This is a genomic window from Phycisphaeraceae bacterium (assembly GCA_015709595.1).
Classification (GTDB): domain Bacteria; phylum Planctomycetota; class Phycisphaerae; order Phycisphaerales; family SM1A02; genus CAADGA01.
In genome coordinates this window covers 2,913,756-2,932,475 of the sequence record CP054178.1, presented here as the reverse complement: position 1 = coordinate 2,932,475, position 18,720 = coordinate 2,913,756, and the positions used below count along the sequence as shown (strand labels likewise).

The window sequence follows — 18,720 nt, the reverse complement described above, 5'->3', positions numbered from 1 at the left end:
CACCCCTGCGGCGGATGGGAGGCGATGATATTCCCGCAATGACTTCGCGCCGCGCGGAACTTCAGAATACCGCCGCGACCAATCGTCGATCACTCCGGCATCTCGCCGACGAGCTTCAACCCGCCCTGCGGCACAAAGGGGATGATGCCCGCCTCGGCCAGCTGCTCCTGAATCTCTGGCGCCAACATGCGGGCGTCCAGAATGATCCCGTCGGGGCCTTCAACCATCCAGGCCAGCGGGTTGGATTCCATCCGGCTCGGCAGGCACCAGTTCGGGTCGAGCGGCACGATGTCCAGCCCTTCACGAATTTCCGTCGAGCGCCGTGACATCGCCGACTCGGAGACGCCGAACAACCGGCACAACTCATCCGTGCGCAGATGCGGATCGTTGTTGGGGTCGGACAGGAAGTTGACCCAGCCGACCGTGTACACGACCGCGGCCGCCCAGACGCGAACCTGGCCGCGATCGGCCGGAGAACCATCCTGACACAGGCAACCGGCAAGAAGCCGGGTCAGGTCGAGGTACTCGTCGTTCAAATGCTCACGGCAGACCGCGTCGGTCAGGGCGATGATGGCCTCGAACCGATCGCGCCAGTGGAGCGGCACATCGTTCCGAATCACATCCAGTTGTGGAAGGGCTGACATGTCGGCAGCGTACACGATGCGACGGTTCATGTCACGTCCGCACGCTCCGCGTCGATCCTGTCGTCATGCGATGGGGCGACGGGATCGAGCAGGCCCTGCAGCACGGTCTTCTCGGTGCAGTCATCCCGCGCCTCGAGGAACCGGCGCAGCCACCGTTTCTTGAGATCATCATCGCCCAGGGCCAGCTCCCGGAGCTGCGCAAAGTTGTGCAACAGAAAGCCCTGCGCATCATCGGCGAAGATGCCGACGACTTCGACTTCGGTCAGTGCCGATCCGGCTTCGTCCAGTATGAATTTCGACGTTTCCGAATCCCAGCGGTAGCGCACCACGCCGGAACGGGTGAACAGATCGGTCAACCCCTCGATGGGGATGGCGTCGCCATTCACGTAGTGGGCGCTGATCTCCACCTCGACGACAGGCCGATCCTCCGCGGCTGAAAGTCCGATCTTCGTGCCGGTGAAGGTCCGATTGAATGGCATGCCGTGCCCACGCACGTGGCCGCCGCTGGGAAAACTCAGCACCGGCTTGAGTCCGTCAGCCGCATACCAGGTTTCCTGGTAGCGCTCAAATCCGCTTCCGCTGCCGCGAAGCGACTGAATGACCAGCCATCGACGATCGCCGAGCACCTCGACGCGATGCCACGGCGGGTTGAGACGCTGGTTGCGCAGCTCCACGCGCCCCTGTGTCCCCCAGCCATCCCCATCGCGGCGCAGGGCCAGATATTGCACTTCCTGGCCCGAGGAATCCGACAGCCGCAGCAGCGTTTCGTCGCCGTCCACGCCATTGAGCTCCACCGCGTGGCGCTCGATCGACACCGGCGCGTCGCCTTCGAGACCGCTGAACAGATCGGAGGCAATTCCCAGTTCGGTCCACAACCGTCGCACACCCGCCACGCCGTCTCGTGCGATGCCGTCCACCAGAGCCGCACCGGGGTCGGCGTTGGCCTGCCCTCTGGCATGCTCCACGATGAGCTCGGTGACGTCACCGCCGATCGGAGGATCGCCGATCACGGCAGCCAGAGTCAGAATGCCAGTCGCCAGCAGAAGCATCAGGTTCCGTGGTCCCGCCCGCAGGTATTCGCAACGATCGGTCAGTTCTTCATACTATCCTCGGCAATCGAGGTGCGTTCAAGTTGAAGATCGAAAAAGAGGCGCCCGGGGCGTGAGATCGCGGCGGTGCGAGGAATCCAGCCCGCCGGATTGACTCAGATTGCCCGCCTTCACGCGGCGGCGTGACACGACGCCCGCGCGGCCGCGACGCTCTCGAACACGGGAAACACACGATCCAGCCGGGTCATCTCGATGGCCGCGGCCACGGTGCCCCGCACGCCGGTGAGTTTCACGTCGCCGCCGCGTTTCCGCAGTCGATGGTGGAGCCGGATGAGCATGCCCAGTCCGTACGAGTTGATCTCGCGCAGATCGGCACAATCCACTATCACGTGCCGCGTGCCCCGATCAATGCGTTCTTCCACGTCATCGACCAGCGTCAGCGCATCCTCGTTGTTCAGCGAGGCGTCGGCGTGAACCAGCACAAGATCGGAAAACTCGCTGTCCTGTTCGATGCGCATGGCGGTGTGTCGATCATCGGAGGGTTGGATGATGCGGAAACCGGAGCGGGTTGCGTGGCGGGGAGAATAGGCGAGCAGGGGTCAGCACCGAGACTCAAAGAGTACGAATCGCCAAGGCCGCAGCACTCAGCACCGGACACTTCGCACTCATTCGCGCACCACCTTCATGGCGATCAGATCCTGCACGTCCACCAGTCCCACGGGCTTGCCGTCGCGGTCGAGCACGGGAATCTCGTCGAGCCGCTTCTCGCGCACCAGCAGCACGGCGTCCCGCACCAGGTCATCCACGGTGAGGTGCTTGGGGTGGCGCGTCATCACGTCGTGCATGGGTCGGTCCAGCCCAGCCGGACCGTCGCGCAGGATCAATCGTCGCAGGTCGCCGTCCGTGAAGATGCCGGAGAGCGACCCCGCGCCGTCCACCAGCACCACCGCACCGGCCCGGCGGCCCGAACCAGCCCTGTCCAGCGACTCACGCACGGTGAGCGAATCCGGCACCACCGGCAGGTTCTCGCCCACGCGGAAACGAAGCACCTCGGTGACGGGCCTCAGCCCCACGCCCAGCATGCCGCCGGGGTGATTGCGGTGGAAGTCGTCCGCTCGGAAGTTGCGCCGCCGCGCCAGCGCCAGGACAAGCGCATCGCCCGCCGCCAGCATCGCGGTGGTGCTGGCGGTGGGCGCCAGGTTGAGGGGGCAGGCCTCGGTCACGTCGCCGAGATTCAGGTGAACCGTACACAGACGCGCCAGCGTGGACGTGCCGCAGCAGGACATGCCGATGGTCGCCACCCGGTCCGCCTGCAGCACCGCGGCGAGGTTGATGACCTCCTCGGTTTCGCCCGAGGCGCTCAGCAGCATCACCACGTCACCCCGGCGAATGCGGCCCAGGTCGCCGTGCATCGCCTCCGCCGGGTGCAGAAAGTGCGATGGCTGCCCCAGCGAGGCGAAGGTGGCGGAAATCTTGCGCCCGATCAGCCCCGACTTGCCCATTCCCGAGACGATCGTGCCGCCCGACGCCCGCTCCAGCAGATCCAGCGCCGCGATCCACGTCCGGTCCAGACGGCTTGCCACGCGGGAAACCGCGGCGGCTTCCGCCTGCATCGCCTCCGCGAGAAACGCCAGTTCTTCGGTCATCCGGTCGGTCTGGGGCATGGGATCGACGTTCCGTTGGGGCGCGCCCGGGATCGCGGCCGCCCGTCAATCGGCTATTCTACACACCCTGCCCCGAATCCCGGCGCCGTTACGCATGCCCCTCCAGGATGACTATCACGTTTCGCTCGACACCTTCAAGGGTCCGCTGGACCTGCTGTTGTTCCTCATCCGCCGGGCGGAGGTGGACATCACCGACATCCCCATCGCCGCCGTCACGGATCAGTACCTGGCGTTTCTCGAGCAGATCGAGGAGATCGACATTGACCTGGCGGGCGAGTTCCTCGTCATGGCCGCCACGCTGGTGGAGATCAAGGCCCGCGTGCTCGAGCACCAGCGCACCCGCAAACCGGGCGACGCGACCTCGCCGGTGGAGGATCTGAATCTCGACGCCTCCGACCCGCGCTACGAGCTCGTCCAGCAACTGCTCGCCTACCAGCGCTACCGCGTGGCGGCGGACACGCTCGACAAGCGGCGCGAGGAGTTCGCGCTCAAGTTCCCAGTGCGACCCGGTTCACGCCACATCGCTGAACACCCGGAATCGCACGACGCCGGGGACGAATCCCCCCGGTCCGACGTGGAACTCGATGATGCCCACGTGTTCGACCTGTTCGAGGCCTACGAGCGCCTCATCGAATCGGTGGATTTCTCGCGGCTGGGGGAGCACCGCGTCCAGGACGACGACACGCCGATCGAGCTGCACCAGGACGACCTGATCGACCGGCTTTCCCGCGCCGCCGAGCGCCGCATCACGCTGCAGGAGGCGTGGGTGGGCCGCACCAAGATGGACGTGATCGGACTGTTCCTGGCGACTCTGGAGCTGGTCAAGCAGAGGCGCGTGCTGGTGGTGCAGGATGAGACCACCGGCGCCATCATGCTCGAACTGAATGCCGACCCGGTGGATGAGTCCACATACGTGGCGCAGGAGCCGGACCATGCCCATGTAGTCGAGCACGAGGACGGTTCCGTCGCGCCGCACGACGAGAACTCACGAACCACGGAAGGGGCGTGACGAGACGCGGCTGCTCAGGGCCGCCGACAGTCGGAATCGTTCACTGGCTGCTTCTCGCTCCCCGCGCTGCGAAGCCGCAGCGTCCACGTGGACTTCAGACGGTTCTGACCCGGAATCGCGGTGGACCAGTCGCAGGTTTCCACGTCGTCCGCCAGGTCCGCGAGGAACCGCGACATGACTTCGATCGCCTCGGGAGACTCGCCCTGTTCGCGGGCGATTGCGGCCAGAACGTCGCCGAACCTGGCGAGATGCCGCGATGCCGCCCGGCCATCGACTCGTCCGCGCTGACCTGGCAGATCGAACTCGAGCGCCGCGGGCGGCGCAGGAACGCGAAGCTGCTCGCGCACGGCGACCAGCTCCGCGCCATCCGTCCCGATGATCCACCAGCCCCGCGCCGCGGCCTCCGCCGGCGATCTGGGCGACTGATCCGCGTTCGACACGGTCCAGTGCAGCGTGAGCGACCCGGCCTCGGGCAGGTTGGGCAGCAGCAACCGCCCCACGCGGGATACATCCGCCGATCGCGCGGTCTCCGCGGGCAGATTCCGCAGCCGCTCCATCCCGGGCGGCGCCTGTTCACCCACCAGGTCGTGCAGCATGCCAATGAAACCGATCATGAACTGGTCGAGATCAATCAGCGCGCGATCCGTCGCCCGCACCTCCATCGCAAGCGTGAAGGTAAGCAAGGGGGTGGCGTCCTCGGCGGGCGCATCGCGCCGCTCCCCCACCATCACGAGCATCCGCTCACCCAGGTTGTCCTGCATGGCGGGGGTCACCGCTCCCGCCGGCAGCTGCGCGCGGATGAACCCGCCCAGTTCGCCGGGCGGCATCCGCAGCGGATGCGCCACCACCGCGACGCGGCCATCGCCCAGCCGGTCGATCACATCCTGCGTCAGCGTGGTCGGACGCGGCGAGGCCCCGAACGGCGAACTGGCGAAGCGCGACACGTGCCGCACCGAAACTGCTGAGGTATCGAACTCCAGCACCGCCGCCGTCGCGCCGCCCATCGGTTCCTCATGGCGAAGGAACACGCCCACATCTCCTTCCCCCAGGTCACGGGCGGCCGTCATGCCCGGATCCTGCGACAGTCGCAGCACCGTGGCGTCGCCCCAACCGGAGAGCACTTCCGCGAACAATCCGGACTTCGCGTCCCGACCCGGGCCGACGATGGTGATCCCGCCGACTCGAGCCATCAGCAGGTTCTGCTCCGGCAACTCGCGCACCACCACCTTGCCGGGCCCGCGGCGGATGCGCGGCTTGAGGCGAGAGAGACACTCCGCCCACGTGGGCTCGTCCACCTGCAGCAGGGCCACCCAGTCACGCTCCCCCGCTGCTCCCCCGTCGCCGACAGGCCCCCCGCCACCGAGCGCCCGCACCGCGACCGTGGCGTTGGCGCCCATGAGCCGATCGAACAGTTCACCCTGCTCCGCACCTACCATGCCGGCCAGTTGCGACCACGCCTCGCGAAACGCCGACCGCTCGAACGCCCGTTGCAGCGTGTCGCCCAGCGGCTTGCCCGCCAGTTCGCCGCGCAGACGCGATGCCCGGTCCACATGCACGTACACGGTCACGTCGCGCGGCAGCAGCGACGCGTGCTCGAACGGCTCATCCGCCGACCACGCGCCCGTGCCGGCGAATGACATCGCCGTCGCCAGCAGACTTGGAAGCATCGACGCGATCACAGCAGCCCCGACCACGGCACGCGAGAGCGGTAGCCCGCTTCGTCATCCGCCTCAACCGATGACTCATCCTCCACCGCGGGCGGAGATGATTTCGACCCGGATGACCACCCCGCGGGCGTGAACATTCGCCGCATTGACCGCGTCATGCCGCCCACCGCCTCGATGGGTGAACCGAGATCGCGGCTGATGGCGGCGTCGATCGTCACGCCCCTCGCGGAGCGGACGTTGTCGCTCATCTGATGCACCTGGAAGCCGATCAGCACCACCGCCAGCGCCGACAGCGCGGCGGCCCCGCGCGTCAGCCAGCGACGACGCAGCAGGCGGCGGCGCTGCGCCGAGTCAATCCGACGGTAGCCAAGCCGACCCATGATGGATTCCGTCAGGTCGGGGGTCACGTCGCCCCGCAGCATGCTGGTGAGATCGGGCAGGCCCGGCTCGCGCGGGGGGTTGCCGCCGCCCGCGCCGACTTCGTCGCGCCGGGCGTCCCACGTCGCGTCAAACTGGTCGTCACGACCGATCATGACCACACCTCCTCAACGTGTCGCTCAGTCACGCTGCTGGAGAGGATGATCCGCCGCATGCGCTTGCGGGCACGGTGCAGGTGGCTCTTGATGGTGCCTTCGGGCATGTCCAGGTACACCGCGATCTCGCTGATGGGCCAGTTCTGCTGGTGGAAGAGCAGCACGATCTCGCGCTGCAGTTCGTTCAGCCCCTTGAGCGCCTCATCAATCGCGCTGCGGGCGTTGCGAAGCACCTCCGCCTGCTCAAGCCCATCCTCGGGACGGTCGCCCGCGCCCTGGTGCATGTCCACCAGGTCCGACTCGAAACTGGGCGAGTGCTTCTGCACCTGGTTCATGTACAGACGCTTGGCGATGGTGAAGAGCCAGGTCGAGAAGCGAAAGCGGGTGTCGAAGCGGTCAAGGTTGCGCAGCACGCGCACGAACGCCTCCTGCACCACGTCCTCCGCCACGTCCGGCCTGCCGCACATCCGCAGCATGAAGGCGTACAGGGCGTTCTGGTGAGCGCGGATCAGCTGCTCGATGGCAATCCCATCGCCCTGCTTGGCCTTCCGGATCACCTGTCGCTCGGCGGACTTGGTCATGGTCATGAGCGGTCCTTGGCCCAGTGAGGGGGTGGGGAGGCGCGTCGCCCCTTGCAGGGCTGACCCAATCATAACCGGCAAGACGGGGTGCGGGTTGCGGATTCCACGTCGGCCCGCCGCCTGACAGGGCCGGCAGGATCGGCATTCTGGGCGATGGTGAACCGGATTGAAGCGTTGACCCGACCCTCTCCTGGGCCACGTCAACCCCACGGATTGCACGAGGCGCCCGTTTCCCTGGTCAACCCCTGACCATCAGACCAGTCGCCGGACGCTCATTCCCCCGCCGCCGCCGCCCGCCATTTGGCCGCGTTCGACTCGTCGCCTCGGTGCTCGTAGAGGCGCATCAGCAGGTCGGCGACGCGACGGGCGCGATCGTGCCTCGGCCCGAGCGCGGCGGCGAGAATGCGGTGCGCCTCCAGCAGGCCCGGCTCCGCCTCGTCGTGACGCTGCAGCGCCAGCAGCGCCCGCGATCGGCCGTCCTCCATCACGCCGACCATCCAGTGATCCCTCGGAAAGACACGCCTGGCCGCATCGCGGCCTTCCGACAGCAGCTCCAGCGCCTCCTCCGGCTTCTTCTGGTCGAGGAGCAGCTTCCCCAGATTGTTCAGGGTGATGATCGTGTCGCTGTTCTGGTCGCCCAGCACTTCCCGCTGCGCCGTCAGCACCTGGCGGTAGAGCTTCTCGGATTCCGCATCCCGATCGGTGGAATCAAGCAGGTAGGCCAGGTTGTTGAGCGTCGTAAGCGTCTCGACATGCTTCGGACCCAGCGCGACCATCTGACTGGCGAGCGTCCGGCGCAGCAGCGGCTCGGCCAGCTCGAACCTTCCCAGGTCGTTGTAGATGGCGGCGAGGTTGATCTGGGCGGTCAGCGTGTCGGGGTTCTGCGATCCCAGCGTGGCCTCGTAGCGGCTGGCGACGGCCTCCAGCAGGGCGCAGGCCTCCTCCAGCCGCCCCTGCTCCCACATCAGCGCCGCCAGGTTCGAGCGCGTCATCAGCGTGTTGGGATGGTCAACCGGCAGCACCTCTGACTGGAGGCGGACCGCTTCCTCGAAGAGCGTCCGCGCCTCGTCGTATCGACCGAGGTTCTGCACCAGCAGCGCCAGGTTGTTCATCGACTGGAGCGTGCGCGGGTGATGCTCGCCCAGCAGCCGACGGGCGGCCTCCAGCGACTGCCGCAGCAGTTGCTCCGCCTCCTCGTATCGCTCCTGGGCGTTGAGCACCACGGCGAGGTTGTTCATCGAACTGATGGTGTCGAGGTTCTCTTCGCCCAGCGCCGCGCGCCTCGCCTCCAGCACGCGGCGGTGAATGCGCTCCGCCTCACGCTCCTGCCCGCGGCTGCGCAGCACGCCCGCGAGGTTATTGAGCGCCGAGAGCGTATCGGGGTGCTCCTCTCCCTTCTCCGCCGTGTACAGTTCGACGTTGCGGCGGATCAGCCGCTCCGCCTCATCCAGGCGTCCCAGGTTGTCCAGCGCCAGCGCCAGATCGTTCATCGTGGCCAGCGTGGCGGGGTGGCGCTCGCCCAGTTCGCGCTCCTGCGTCGCCAGCGCCCAGGCCAGGTGCGGCTGGGCCTGGTCATATCGCCCCAGCGACGCATAGGTTCGTCCGATGATCGACCGCACCGCCGCCGCCACCAGCGGCTCACTCCCGAACTTCGCCTCCACGCGCTCGCTGGCCACGTCCAGCAGCTCCCGCATGGTCACGTCGCGGTTGGACGTCCGCTCAGGATCGACCCCCTCCAGCAGGTCACGATTGAGAAAACTCACCACCGCCTGGGCGATGCGCGTCTGTCGCTCGGCCTCCAGCCGCTGGGCGATGGCCTGCTCCTTGGCACGGGTCTCGGCATCGAGACTGACGCGAAGCCCCTCCTCCGCCTCCAGCGCCCGCAGCAGGCCAATGGTCGAGCCGATCACGCCGCCCGCCAGCGTGAGAATCAGCAGCGCCAGCCCCGTCACCAGCAGGCGGTTCCGGCGCACGAACTTCGACACCCGGTACCCCACGCTGGCGGGGCGGGCCACGATGGGCTCGTTGTTCAGGTAGCGGCGAATGTCCGCGGCGAACTCCAGGGCGCTCTGGTAGCGACGGTCGCGCTCCTTGTCGAGCGCCTTGGCGATCATCGTCTCCACGTCGCCCTTGAACACCCGGCTGACCGAGGAGAGCGGCGTGGGCTCCTGCTCGCGGATGATGCGCACCGCCTCATGCACGATCTTGCGCGACACGTCGTATGGCAGGCGCTCGGCGAGCAGTTCGTACCCCAGCACGCCCAGCGCGTACACGTCGCTGCGGGTGTCGAGCTCGTTCACATCCCCGCTGGCCTGCTCCGGGCTCATGTAGGGCAGCGTGCCGACCAGTTGGCCCACGTCGGTCTGGATTGTGGCAGTCTGCACATCCAGGTCGGTGGCGCGGGCCACGCCGAAGTCGAGAATCTTCGGCTGACCGTCATCGGTGACAAGGATGTTGCCGGGCTTGAGGTCGCGGTGGATGACGCCCTTCATGTGGGCGTGATGCACGGCGTCGCAGATCTTCGTGAGCAGTTCCAGTCGCTGCCGCGTGCCCAGCTGGTGGGCCTGCACGAAGTCCATGAGCGGACGCCCGGCGATGTACTCCATCACGAAGTAGGGTTGCACGCCGTCGCCCGTGTCGGCGCTGCCGGCCTCGTAGATTTGCGCGATGCCGGGGTGCTGGAGCCGGCCGAGAATCTGCGTTTCGTGCTCGAACCGCGCCAGCAGCCGCGTCGAGGTGACGCCGGGGCGGATGATCTTGAGCGCCACCTGCCGCGTCGGCCTCTCCTGCTCGGCCAGGTACACCGCGCCCATGCCGCCCACGCCCAGCAGGCGAAGAATTCGGTAGCGTCCGATGCGCTCGGTGAAGCGCTGCCCCGCCTTGAGCGCCACCGTGCCCGTGGTGGCGTGAGGCGTCGGGACGGACGGCGGTGCGACGGATTCGACGCCCCCCGCTCCCATCCTCGACGCCGAAGACGACGATGCACCCTCCGAGGACACTTCGATCGTGTGCGCATCCGGGTCGCTGTGCGGCCATCGGTTGGATGGATCGGGCGTCGTCATGCGTCAGCCATCCCCACGTGATTCGCCTTCTCCGGTCCCGCCCGGATTGTCACGCGCCAGCCGCTGAAGCACCAGCGGAATCGCGGGCGGAGCCGCGTCGCGGGGCAGCATGTTCACGATCATGCCGATGTGATCGGCCGGCACGATGGCGAAGTCCTCCACGCCATCCAGGCGGGCCGAATCCACCGAGACGCAGCCGTCGCCCAGCCCGCGGGCCAGGTTCTTCATCGTGCCACGGAGCGCCTCCCTGGCCAGCGCGGCGGACGCCCCGCCGGTCCGTTCGCGCACCCACGCGGGCAGGCGATCGGACTCCAGCGCCGTCGCCGCCTCATCAAGCCAGCGGTCGATGACCTCATCGGTGATCGGGCTGACCGCCCCGGCGATGATCGAGAACCGTGTGTGCGAGGGGTTCGGTCGCGCGTTGAGAACCCGCAGGAACTCCGAATCAGGCAGCAGATCCGTGCCCGCGCCACCCCGCCCATCGCCGAGGAAGCGGAAGAGATCGCGCTCGCCGTTCCACAGACGCGAGAGGTGCTCACCCAGTTCCCCGAGGCCGCGCAGACGGGCCAGTTCGGATCCGTGATTGGGGGTGCCCAGCATGATGAGCCGGTCAATGGCGGGTCGGCTGGCGTCGCCCGCTCCGGACCCGCCGTACAGGTCCGGGTGCGTGAGCACCTCGCGCGCCACCAGCCCGCCCATCGAATGGGCCACGATGTCCACGTTTCGCACGCCCGCCGCCGCCAGGTCGAGCAGGGACTGGTGGAGCAGCCGCGCCGAACGGACGATGCGCTGATCGTTGGGGTAGTCGAATCGCACCACGATGTGGCCCGCCCGGACCAACTCGTCGATCATGGCGTTCCACGTCCAGCCGGGGTCATCCAGCCCGTGAACGAGCAGCACCACGCGCGAGGGCATCGCCGTGCCCGCCGTCACGGGAACCGAGCCCAGGCGCGGGTCAATCAATCGCAGCGCGGCGGAGCCGGTTGCTGGCGTACTCTCTCCGACTCGCGATACCGCCGCCTGGTTCGCCGCACTCGATGCGCCGCCCGGACTCGGCGTGCCCGGATAGGCGTCGCGGCGGTTGATCCCCACGTACACCGTGACCGCGAAAAGGGCCAGAATCACAGCCACCAGCCCGATGACCAGCAGAGGGGAGCGCGTGGCGGAGGGAGGTGGAGGCATGACTCGTGAGGATAGGAAGCGAGTGCCCTTCCGTGGACCAGGCACGTGAACGGGCGCGCGACGAGGCGCCTCATGCGGGCAAGGACTGAACGCGGCGCGGCGATGGAACGGGGGCGTCGATGGATCTCGGCGGTGACGACGGCGCGTGCGGGTGTATCCGCTGGAGCTCTTCCATGTCGGGGGACTCACTTGTCGGTCGCCTGATGCGCCGGCCTCGCACGTCGGACGGCGCACACGACTCCTGAAGTCGAGCGATGCACCCAGCGAGGCGTCCGCCTCACCGTCCCGCGAACACGCCGATGAACACCCCCGCCGCAACCAGCCCTCCCAGCACGGCGAGCATGATCTTCACCCACGAGTACGGCCGCTCGCCCTGCACCTCGCCGGTGCCGGCGTTCACCACCACGCGGTAGGTCTTGTCCTTGTACCGATAGGCCAGCAGCCAGACGGGAAGGAGCAGATGCTTGTACGTGATGGGGTCGTAGGTGGACTGAATGGAGTGAACCCGCTGTTCGTCGCCGCCGATGCGCCGCCGCACGTCCGCGTGAATGGCCTCGTCGATCCGCTGCTTGCCGTCCACAAATCCCTTGTCGAGCTCCACGTCATAGGTCTGGGCGAAGAAGCCCGCCAGGGCCTGCTGCGTGAAGGGCAGGCACTTGTGCAGGGGCCACGGTTCGAGGTTGATCATGATCTTCCGGGGCAGCCCCGCCGCCGCCACCACCAGCACGTCATCGAAGAACCGCTCGAACTGGCCCGACGCCGGATACCAGCGCGTGCGGCGCTCGGTGCGCCGGTTCTTGCCGCTGCCCACGGTGACGTAGTAATGCTCGCCCCGCTCGCCCCGGTAACGGTTGAAGGTGTGCGAGTCGAACGTCCAGTAGGGCAGGTAGACGCCGTTGAAGCGCCCTTCCACACCGCGCTTGCGGAACTCATTGGGCGCGAACCAGCGCGAACGCACCCAGTCGGCCAGGTTCGATTTCGCCCGTTGCTGATCGACCTGGAAGGGCAGAACCCCATCGACCGGAATGCGGTTCGAGGCGGTGTGAACCTTCTCACGCTGGATGGGCGAGCCGCAGAAGGCGCACTCCGTGCTCGTGAGCGTGCCGCGAAAGACCACGTTCGACCCGCATGACCCGCAGCGCACCTCGTTCAGGTCGGCGATCGTCGTCGCCCCCTTCTCGCGCAGCTCCGCCAGTCGGGCGAGCGCGGCCCGGAAGTCGCGCTCCACGATCGCCGCATCCTCGGCGAGCACGATGGCCTTCTCGAACCCGCAGTAGGGGCACTTGAGTTTCTGCTGGCCGATGTGGAACTCGAAGTCCGCACCGCACCCCTCGCAGGGGAACATGCGGCCGCGCCCCTCGTCCGTGGTGGTTCCCACGGTGGTGGAGGTGGCCTGAACCTCGTGATCGAAGACGGGGCGATCGGGCATGGCTCGGCAGTCGCGCTATCCCATCGGCGGCGGAGGGGGCGGCGCCGCGCCAGCGAAGTGCCCCGCCAGCGCGGGCGTCTGACCCGCGGGCGCCCACGAGGCCATGCCCGCGGTCCACACCAGCGTGCCCGGGGTGATCTGCCCGGCGGCGATGCCCTGGGCGATCTGCTGAGGTGTGAACGGCCCCTGCGTCGCCCCGTTCACCGCCACGTGCCACGCACCGCCCGGAACTGGAGGCGGCGCCGCCGCGCCCGCCTGGCCCATGCCGTGCATCATCTGGCTGGCCATGGCGAAACCCATGCCCAGCCCCATGCCCTCGGAGGCCCCGCCGCCGGACGGGTTCTCCGCCGCCAGCGTCATGGCCTTGCCCATCTGGAACTGCTGGAACTTGCCCATGTCGCCGATCACGCCCATGCTGGAGCGGGTGTCGAGCGCCTTCTCCACTTCCTCGGGCAGTGAGATATTGACGATGAACAGCGCGGGCAGGTCGAGCCCGTACTCATCGTCGATGCGCTCCGACACCGCCTTGCGCAGCGTCTCCGACATGGAGCGGTAGTTGGCCGCCAGGTCGAGCGCCGCGATCTGGGACTTGCCCAGCACCTCGGCGAAGGTGCTGGTGATGACCGAGCGCATCAGTTCGGTGACTTCATCGGCCTCGAACACGCCATCGGTGCCGACCAGCTCCTTCAGCAGGGCGCGAGGGTCGCGGGCCTTGAGCGCATAGGTGCCGAAAGCGCGAAGCCGGATCGGTCCGAAGTCCGGGTCGCGCAGCATGATCGGGTTGGGTGTGCCCCACTTCAGATCGGTGATCTGCGTGGTGCGGACGAAGTAGACCTCGCACTTGATGGGGCTGTCGAAGCCGTACTTCCAGCCCGCCAGCGTGGAGAGAATCGGCAGGTTGCCGGTGCGCAGCTCGTAGGTGCCCGGCTCAAAGACGTCCGCCAGCTTGCCCTGATGGACGAAGATCGCCATCTGGCCCGGGCGAACGATGAGCTTGGCGCCCTGCTTGATCTGGTTGTGGTATCGCGGAAAACGCCACACCAGCGTGTGCTGCGTGTCGTCGATCCATTCGACGATGTCTACCAGTTCGCCGCGAAGTTTGTCGAGCAGTCCCATGAATCATCTCCTCTCGAACGGATGGGCGGGCGCCTCGGCGCCGGCCGTCGGCGCCACAGTGTACATTGGCGGGCTGAATGTGTCCGACCAGTCGCGGGGCGGGACATTTCGGACATGTCAATCGGAAAGCGGGCGGCGAGGTTTCCGAAGGGCGGCGACTCATCGCCCCGCACGCGAATCCGGGAACCGGAGTACGCCGCTTGACGTATGGATAAGTGCAGGAAAACCACGTCGAAAACCGCGAATACCTGGATGGTTGACCGTGTCTTTCCTGTGTCGGCGGCATCGAAGAATCAGGTCGATGCCAACGACGACAACTCAGTGACTTGGTCTCTCCTCTCTCCTCAGGCCGCCGATCGGTTCTCCGCGACGTCTCCCCACACCGTCGCGCAGCCGGTCGGCGGGTTGTTTTTGCGGGAGGGAAGGGATCGAGGCATCGTGCCTTGATGCCTTGGTTCCTCATTGCCTTCCCCCCTTCTTCCCGCCCCCATACCCTTCCGCATGTCCGCCACGCCTGCTCGACCCGACGCCTCCACCGCCGCCCCTTTGGCCGCCGCCAGCGCGGTGAGCAATCACCTCGACACCCGCACCGCCGCCACCGAGGTGGCCCACGCGATCAGCGAATCGCTGGGCGGTCCGGCCGACCTCGTGTTCGCCTTCGCCAGCTACCACCACCGGGCCGCGTTGCCGGTGGCGATCCCCGGCCCGCGAGGCGGCGGCGTCGGCGCGGGGGACATCCTGAGGCGGGCGTTGCTGCGAAATGGTGAGCCCGACGCGACCTCCCGGTCCGGCGTACTGCTCGCCGTCACCGCCGAATCGGTGCTGGGCAACGACGTGGAGCTCGAAGGCCGCGCCGGGCTTTCGGTGCTCGCCCTGCGCATGCCGGGCGTGCGGCTCCACCCCTTCCGCCTGCTGCCCAACGACCCATCGGTCAACCTCAACGACGCCGCCTCCATTCGAGCCCTTACCGGCGCGGGGGAGGACACCCGCGCCATCATTCTCTTCGCCGATCCTTTCTCAACACCCGTCGCGCAGTTGCTGCCGCTCATGGCCGCGTGCGTGCCGGGCGTGACCATTCCCATCGGTGGCGGGCTGGCCTCCGGTTCCAGTCAGCCGGGCATGAACGTGCTGGTGATGAACGAGCAATCGCAGAACGTGGGGCTGGTGGGCGTGAGCATCTCCGGCCCGGTGGCCATCGACTGGGTGGTGAGCCAGGGGTGCAAGCCCATCGGCAAGCCGCACGTGATCACCAAGGCGGAGCAGAACATCCTCATCGAATTGGGCGGCCGCCCAGCGCTGGAGGTGGTGCGCGAAACCGCCGAATCGCTGGATGAGCATGACCGCGAATTGCTCAGCAAGGGGCTGTTCTTCGGTCTGGTGATCGACGAGTACAAGAGCCGCTTCGGACGGGGCGACTTCCTGATCCGCAACGTGCTGGGCATCGACCAGAACAGGGGCGCGATCGCGGTGGGCGAACTGCTGAAGGTCGGACGCACCGTACAGATGCACGTGCGCGACGCCGCCACCGCCACCGAGGATCTGCAACTGCTGCTGGACGCACAGCAACTCAAGGACGCCCCAGCGGGCGTGCTCGGCTTCACCTGCAACGGAAGAGGCACGCGCCTGTTCCCCGAGCCGCACCACGACGCGGCCATCCTGCGCGACCGGCTGGGCCACGCCCCGTTGGCCGGCTTCTTCGCGGGCGGCGAGATCGGGCCGATCGGCGGCCGATCATTTCTGCACGGGCACACGCTGAGCGCGGCGGTGTTCAGACCGGGTTCGGCGGGGTAAGGGGTGCTCTCACCGAGGGAATGCTTGGAAGTGCCGCATCAGTCCGTGCGCGGCGGATCACCTACGCCGAGGCCCAGGCATCGCTCCAGCGTCATCATCGCCAGGGCCGTGCCATACGACTTGTGGTAGCCGTACAGGGGGAAGTCGAACCACGAACCCTCGGCGTCCTGCGTGGCGGTCATCACGTTCGCCAGCCATGTGGCGTGATCAGCCCGGTGCGGCTCTTCCAGTTCGGCGATCACCTGTGCGGCGTAGAAGTGGCCGTAGAAGTAGTAGTACCCGGCGGTCTGGTACCACGCCTCGTGGGGCATGGGGCGGCCGCGGCCGATCTCGATGAAGTGGTGCAGCTCGCGCAGGTTCTTCACCCCCGCGAGCAGCTGCTCGGGCGTGATCTCCCGCTTCAGCCGCCACAGGGCCAGGTTGCAGGGCTGGCTGCGGCCCAGCGAGCCCTTGACCTGGTTGAACTGGGCGGCGTGCATGTACTGATGACCGAAGCCGTAGATGAACGCTCCGCTGGGAAGCCGCAGCCGTTCCAGACACGTGGTGGCGGCGTCGATCATCGGCTGCTTGACCTCGAGCCCCGCGTCGCGGGCCTTGAGGAACGCGATGATCACGGACGCCGTGTTGAAGCTTGTGTCGTAGTCCCCCGTCGGCGAGGTGAGTGAGCGACCGAAGTCGTAATACCCCCACCCGCCCGCGGCGGACTGCAACGAACCGAGCGTGTTGATCTCACGCTGGGCGATGCGGCGCATGGCCTCATGCCGCTCCGCGAAGCGATCGTCCCTGAGCAGCATGGCCAGCGCTTCGAGGGTGAAGGTGTGCGCCCACGTGTTGTAGAACGTCTCGCCGCTGGCCCGACCGGGCTGCTCGGCGGTGAGGAGATAGGTCACGCCGTTGTCGAGCGCGGCCTTGGCCTTTTCATCGGTGCGGCTGGGCTCGATCAAGGCCATCACGCACAAGGCGGTGGTGGCGCCACGAAAGGCGCGGTGCGAAGAAAGGTTGTCGAGGAACACCTCGTAGGCGCGGGCCGATTCAAACGTGCCCCATGATCCATCCGCCTGCTGGTTGGAGATAAGCCATTGCACGCCCGCGGCGTAGGACTGGGCAGGCGTGCGAACCGGTGCGGCGGGCTTTTCGGCCGGCTTCTCCGGCGGTGCAGCGGCGGCGGGCGGAGTGGTGGATGCCGGCGGATCCTGGGCGATCAGGCCGGGACTGGCGGGGGTGTGGGATGGCGCGAGGACGCAGCCGGTGAGGAGGGTGGCAGCGGCGAACGCGGGGAGAAGAAGAACCCTCACCCCAACCCTCTCCCAGGGGGAGAGGGGGCCTGAGGAAGCCCTCACACCTGCCCTCTCCCGGGGGGAGAGGGAGAAGAAAGCAGCGCGGCTCGGGACTGTTCTGGCGGCTCGGCTCACGGGTTATTCCTTCGGTGCTTCGAGGAGCACCTTGTCGCCGTCACGCAGGCCGGACACCACCTGCACCATGTCATCCTGCCTGGCCCCGAGCACGATCTCACGCGGCTCGGGTTTCCCGTTCACCAGCACGTGGCAGGTGCTCTTGCCGTTCTTCGTCAGCACGCTCCTGGCGGGGATCGTGAGGGCGTCGGCGACCATTCGCTCCGCCGCGACAGAGCAGTGAAGCCCGACGCGGGCCAGAGGGTGCGACCCGCTGACCTTCACCGTCACCGGGAAGACCGTTCCGCCTCCGGAGGGCTGGCCGACCGTGGCGATATCCGTCACCTCACCTTCCAGCGATACTTCCGGATAGGCCGGCAGGGTCACGCGCACGCGCGTGCCAAGGGTCAGCACCCGCAGATCCTCCGGCTGGGCGTGGAATGTCGCCTGCAACCTGGCGGGATCGACGATCTCCGCCAGCACCTGGCGCGCACCGATGGAGTCGCCCGGCTGAAGCGTGACCGCCGTCATCACGCCGTCGACCGGGGCTTTCAGGTCGAACCGTTCACGATCGCGCTGGAGTTTCTCGACGCGCTCCCTGGCGTCGCGCAGCGCTACTGCTGACTGCTCCACCTGGGCGCGCTTGTTGGCCTCCGCCATCTTGACGTTGAGCAGCGTGTGCTCCAGTTCGATCGACGCCCAGCGCAGGTCGCGCTCGACCTGCTGCTTGCGGTCTGGATAGGTGAACTCGCGCATCACCGTCAGATCCTGTCGCGAGAACTGCAGCCATTCCTCGGCCATGCGGATCGACCGCTTGCTGCGCTCCAGCACGATTTCCTTGGTTTCCGAGGCGAGGTTCGTCCCGCCGTACATCTTCTCGAGCTGGGCCAGCTCCTCCTTCTGGTCCGCAAGCGAGAACTCCTGCTGCTGCACGCGCAGCTCGCTGGAGCGGACCATCTTTGTCCCCTCGTATTTGTCGAAGATCTCAAAGGCGTGCTCCGCCGCAGTCTTGGCGGCGGTGGCCCGCTCCACGCGCACGGCATTGCCTTCGCTGAGAATGCTCATTTCCTGCTGGGCGAACTCGTGCCCCCGCTGCGCGTTGGCGAGCGCGATGGTCGCCGACTCGATCTCGCGATCGATCTTGCCGGGGTCGAAGCGGAGGATCAGGTCGCCCTTCTTGACGGCGCCGCCCCGCAGGGCGACCTCGGTGACGTCAAGCGACCCCCCAAACGCTTCGGTATCCACGCGGAGCCGGTGACGCACCGCGGATTCCAGCCGCGCCTCGCGGGACAGTGAGAGTTTGAGTCCGCTTCGCGCCACGGTGTGCGTGGGGGGAGCCGCCGGAGAGTCCTGCGCCGGCAGCACGCCGCCGGACAGAACCAGCGTGGCGGCCGCAAGGACAGGCAGGGCGGCAAACGTGAAAACACGACGGGACACGGCGGGCATGGTGGGTTCCTTACTCTTCGTCCCCACTCCCGGCCAGAACAGGCGCACGGGCAAGGGGTCACAGGGCGGCGACAACACCACTGTACCGGCGGAATGCCGGTTCGTGTCAACACCCGCGGGATCAAGACATCGACGCCTGGCCGAAAACCACGGCTC

At 67.4% G+C, this 18,720-nt stretch carries 15 protein-coding genes; 2 read left to right on the top strand and 13 right to left on the bottom strand.

The window, feature by feature from the left end:
* Positions 1-89 precede the first annotated feature (89 nt).
* The 4 genes from HRU76_12405 to HRU76_12390 all read right to left on the bottom strand — a co-directional run bounded on the left by HRU76_12405 (position 90) and on the right by HRU76_12390 (position 3,357).
* On the bottom strand, positions 90-674 hold the full coding sequence (locus tag HRU76_12405) for a hypothetical protein (GenBank protein ID QOJ18339.1): 585 nt from the start codon (positions 672-674) through the stop codon (positions 90-92).
* Entirely contained in the window at positions 671-1,693 is a 1,023-nt protein-coding gene (locus HRU76_12400; protein ID QOJ18338.1) for a hypothetical protein, read from the bottom strand. The genes HRU76_12405 and HRU76_12400 overlap by 4 nt, the downstream gene beginning before the upstream one ends.
* A gap of 170 nt (positions 1,694-1,863) precedes the next feature.
* Complete coding sequence (locus HRU76_12395) at positions 1,864-2,211, bottom strand: STAS domain-containing protein (protein ID QOJ18337.1); 348 nt, start codon at positions 2,209-2,211, stop codon at positions 1,864-1,866.
* Between the two features lie 147 nt (positions 2,212-2,358).
* Positions 2,359-3,357: a KpsF/GutQ family sugar-phosphate isomerase gene (locus HRU76_12390; GenBank protein ID QOJ18336.1), complete on the bottom strand. Its 999-nt coding sequence runs from the start codon at positions 3,355-3,357 to the stop codon at positions 2,359-2,361.
* Between the two features lie 94 nt (positions 3,358-3,451).
* On the opposite strand from HRU76_12390, the gene HRU76_12385 reads away from it, so the two are divergent.
* A complete protein-coding gene (locus HRU76_12385; GenBank protein ID QOJ18335.1) occupies positions 3,452-4,366 on the top strand; it encodes a segregation/condensation protein A in 915 nt (304 codons plus the stop codon).
* A 14-nt stretch (positions 4,367-4,380) separates the two neighbouring features.
* Here HRU76_12385 and HRU76_12380 read toward each other — a convergent pair whose 3' ends face one another.
* The 7 genes from HRU76_12380 to HRU76_12350 all read right to left on the bottom strand — a co-directional run bounded on the left by HRU76_12380 (position 4,381) and on the right by HRU76_12350 (position 13,936).
* Positions 4,381-6,033, bottom strand: a complete 1,653-nt coding sequence (locus HRU76_12380) for a hypothetical protein (protein ID QOJ18334.1) — start codon at positions 6,031-6,033, stop codon at positions 4,381-4,383.
* A gap of 8 nt (positions 6,034-6,041) precedes the next feature.
* A complete protein-coding gene (locus HRU76_12375) occupies positions 6,042-6,566 on the bottom strand; it encodes a hypothetical protein (GenBank protein ID QOJ18333.1) in 525 nt (174 codons plus the stop codon).
* Positions 6,563-7,153 (bottom strand): RNA polymerase sigma factor, encoded by a 591-nt coding sequence (locus HRU76_12370; protein QOJ18332.1) that lies wholly within the window; start codon positions 7,151-7,153, stop codon positions 6,563-6,565. The genes HRU76_12375 and HRU76_12370 overlap by 4 nt, the downstream gene beginning before the upstream one ends.
* A 266-nt stretch (positions 7,154-7,419) precedes the next feature.
* On the bottom strand, positions 7,420-10,209 hold the full coding sequence (locus HRU76_12365) for a tetratricopeptide repeat protein (protein ID QOJ18331.1): 2,790 nt from the start codon (positions 10,207-10,209) through the stop codon (positions 7,420-7,422).
* A gap of 3 nt (positions 10,210-10,212) precedes the next feature.
* On the bottom strand, positions 10,213-11,391 hold the full coding sequence (locus tag HRU76_12360; GenBank protein ID QOJ18330.1) for an alpha/beta fold hydrolase: 1,179 nt from the start codon (positions 11,389-11,391) through the stop codon (positions 10,213-10,215).
* 277 nt (positions 11,392-11,668) lie between these two features.
* Positions 11,669-12,820 carry a hypothetical protein gene (locus tag HRU76_12355; protein ID QOJ18329.1) on the bottom strand — a complete coding sequence of 384 codons (1,152 nt, stop codon included), beginning with the start codon at positions 12,818-12,820 and terminating at the stop codon, positions 11,669-11,671.
* Positions 12,821-12,835: 15 nt separating this feature from the next.
* Entirely contained in the window at positions 12,836-13,936 is a 1,101-nt protein-coding gene (locus tag HRU76_12350) for an SPFH domain-containing protein (protein ID QOJ18328.1), read from the bottom strand.
* Positions 13,937-14,437: 501 nt separating this feature from the next.
* Between HRU76_12350 and HRU76_12345 the strand changes: the two genes are divergently transcribed.
* Positions 14,438-15,727, top strand: coding sequence for an FIST C-terminal domain-containing protein (locus HRU76_12345; protein ID QOJ18327.1), 1,290 nt, complete (start codon positions 14,438-14,440; stop codon positions 15,725-15,727).
* Between the two features lie 38 nt (positions 15,728-15,765).
* On the opposite strand, the gene HRU76_12340 is transcribed toward HRU76_12345, so the two are convergent.
* The gene (locus HRU76_12340; GenBank protein QOJ18326.1) at positions 15,766-17,022 is read right to left on the bottom strand and encodes a hypothetical protein; all 1,257 of its coding nucleotides are present in this window, start codon (positions 17,020-17,022) and stop codon (positions 15,766-15,768) included.
* Between the two features lie 120 nt (positions 17,023-17,142).
* Positions 17,143-18,564 carry an HlyD family efflux transporter periplasmic adaptor subunit gene (locus tag HRU76_12335; protein QOJ18325.1) on the bottom strand — a complete coding sequence of 474 codons (1,422 nt, stop codon included), beginning with the start codon at positions 18,562-18,564 and terminating at the stop codon, positions 17,143-17,145.
* Between the last annotated feature and the right edge of the window lie 156 nt (positions 18,565-18,720).

Bases quoted from the DNA above. Each gene is read 5' to 3' on its own strand.
- HRU76_12405 (QOJ18339.1), bottom strand. From the start codon at position 674: ATGAACCGTCGCATCGTGTACGCTGCCGACATGTCAGCCCTTCCACAA.
- HRU76_12400 (QOJ18338.1), bottom strand. From the start codon at position 1,693: ATGCTTCTGCTGGCGACTGGCATTCTGACTCTGGCTGCCGTGATCGGC.
- HRU76_12395 (QOJ18337.1), bottom strand. From the start codon at position 2,211: ATGCGCATCGAACAGGACAGCGAGTTTTCCGATCTTGTGCTGGTTCAC.
- HRU76_12390 (QOJ18336.1), bottom strand. From the start codon at position 3,357: ATGCCCCAGACCGACCGGATGACCGAAGAACTGGCGTTTCTCGCGGAG.
- HRU76_12385 (QOJ18335.1), top strand. From the start codon at position 3,452: ATGCCCCTCCAGGATGACTATCACGTTTCGCTCGACACCTTCAAGGGT.
- HRU76_12380 (QOJ18334.1), bottom strand. From the start codon at position 6,033: ATGCTTCCAAGTCTGCTGGCGACGGCGATGTCATTCGCCGGCACGGGC.
- HRU76_12375 (QOJ18333.1), bottom strand. From the start codon at position 6,566: ATGATCGGTCGTGACGACCAGTTTGACGCGACGTGGGACGCCCGGCGC.
- HRU76_12370 (QOJ18332.1), bottom strand. From the start codon at position 7,153: ATGACCATGACCAAGTCCGCCGAGCGACAGGTGATCCGGAAGGCCAAG.
- HRU76_12365 (QOJ18331.1), bottom strand. From the start codon at position 10,209: ATGACGACGCCCGATCCATCCAACCGATGGCCGCACAGCGACCCGGAT.
- HRU76_12360 (QOJ18330.1), bottom strand. From the start codon at position 11,391: ATGCCTCCACCTCCCTCCGCCACGCGCTCCCCTCTGCTGGTCATCGGG.
- HRU76_12355 (QOJ18329.1), bottom strand. From the start codon at position 12,820: ATGCCCGATCGCCCCGTCTTCGATCACGAGGTTCAGGCCACCTCCACC.
- HRU76_12350 (QOJ18328.1), bottom strand. From the start codon at position 13,936: ATGGGACTGCTCGACAAACTTCGCGGCGAACTGGTAGACATCGTCGAA.
- HRU76_12345 (QOJ18327.1), top strand. From the start codon at position 14,438: ATGTCCGCCACGCCTGCTCGACCCGACGCCTCCACCGCCGCCCCTTTG.
- HRU76_12335 (QOJ18325.1), bottom strand. From the start codon at position 18,564: ATGCCCGCCGTGTCCCGTCGTGTTTTCACGTTTGCCGCCCTGCCTGTC.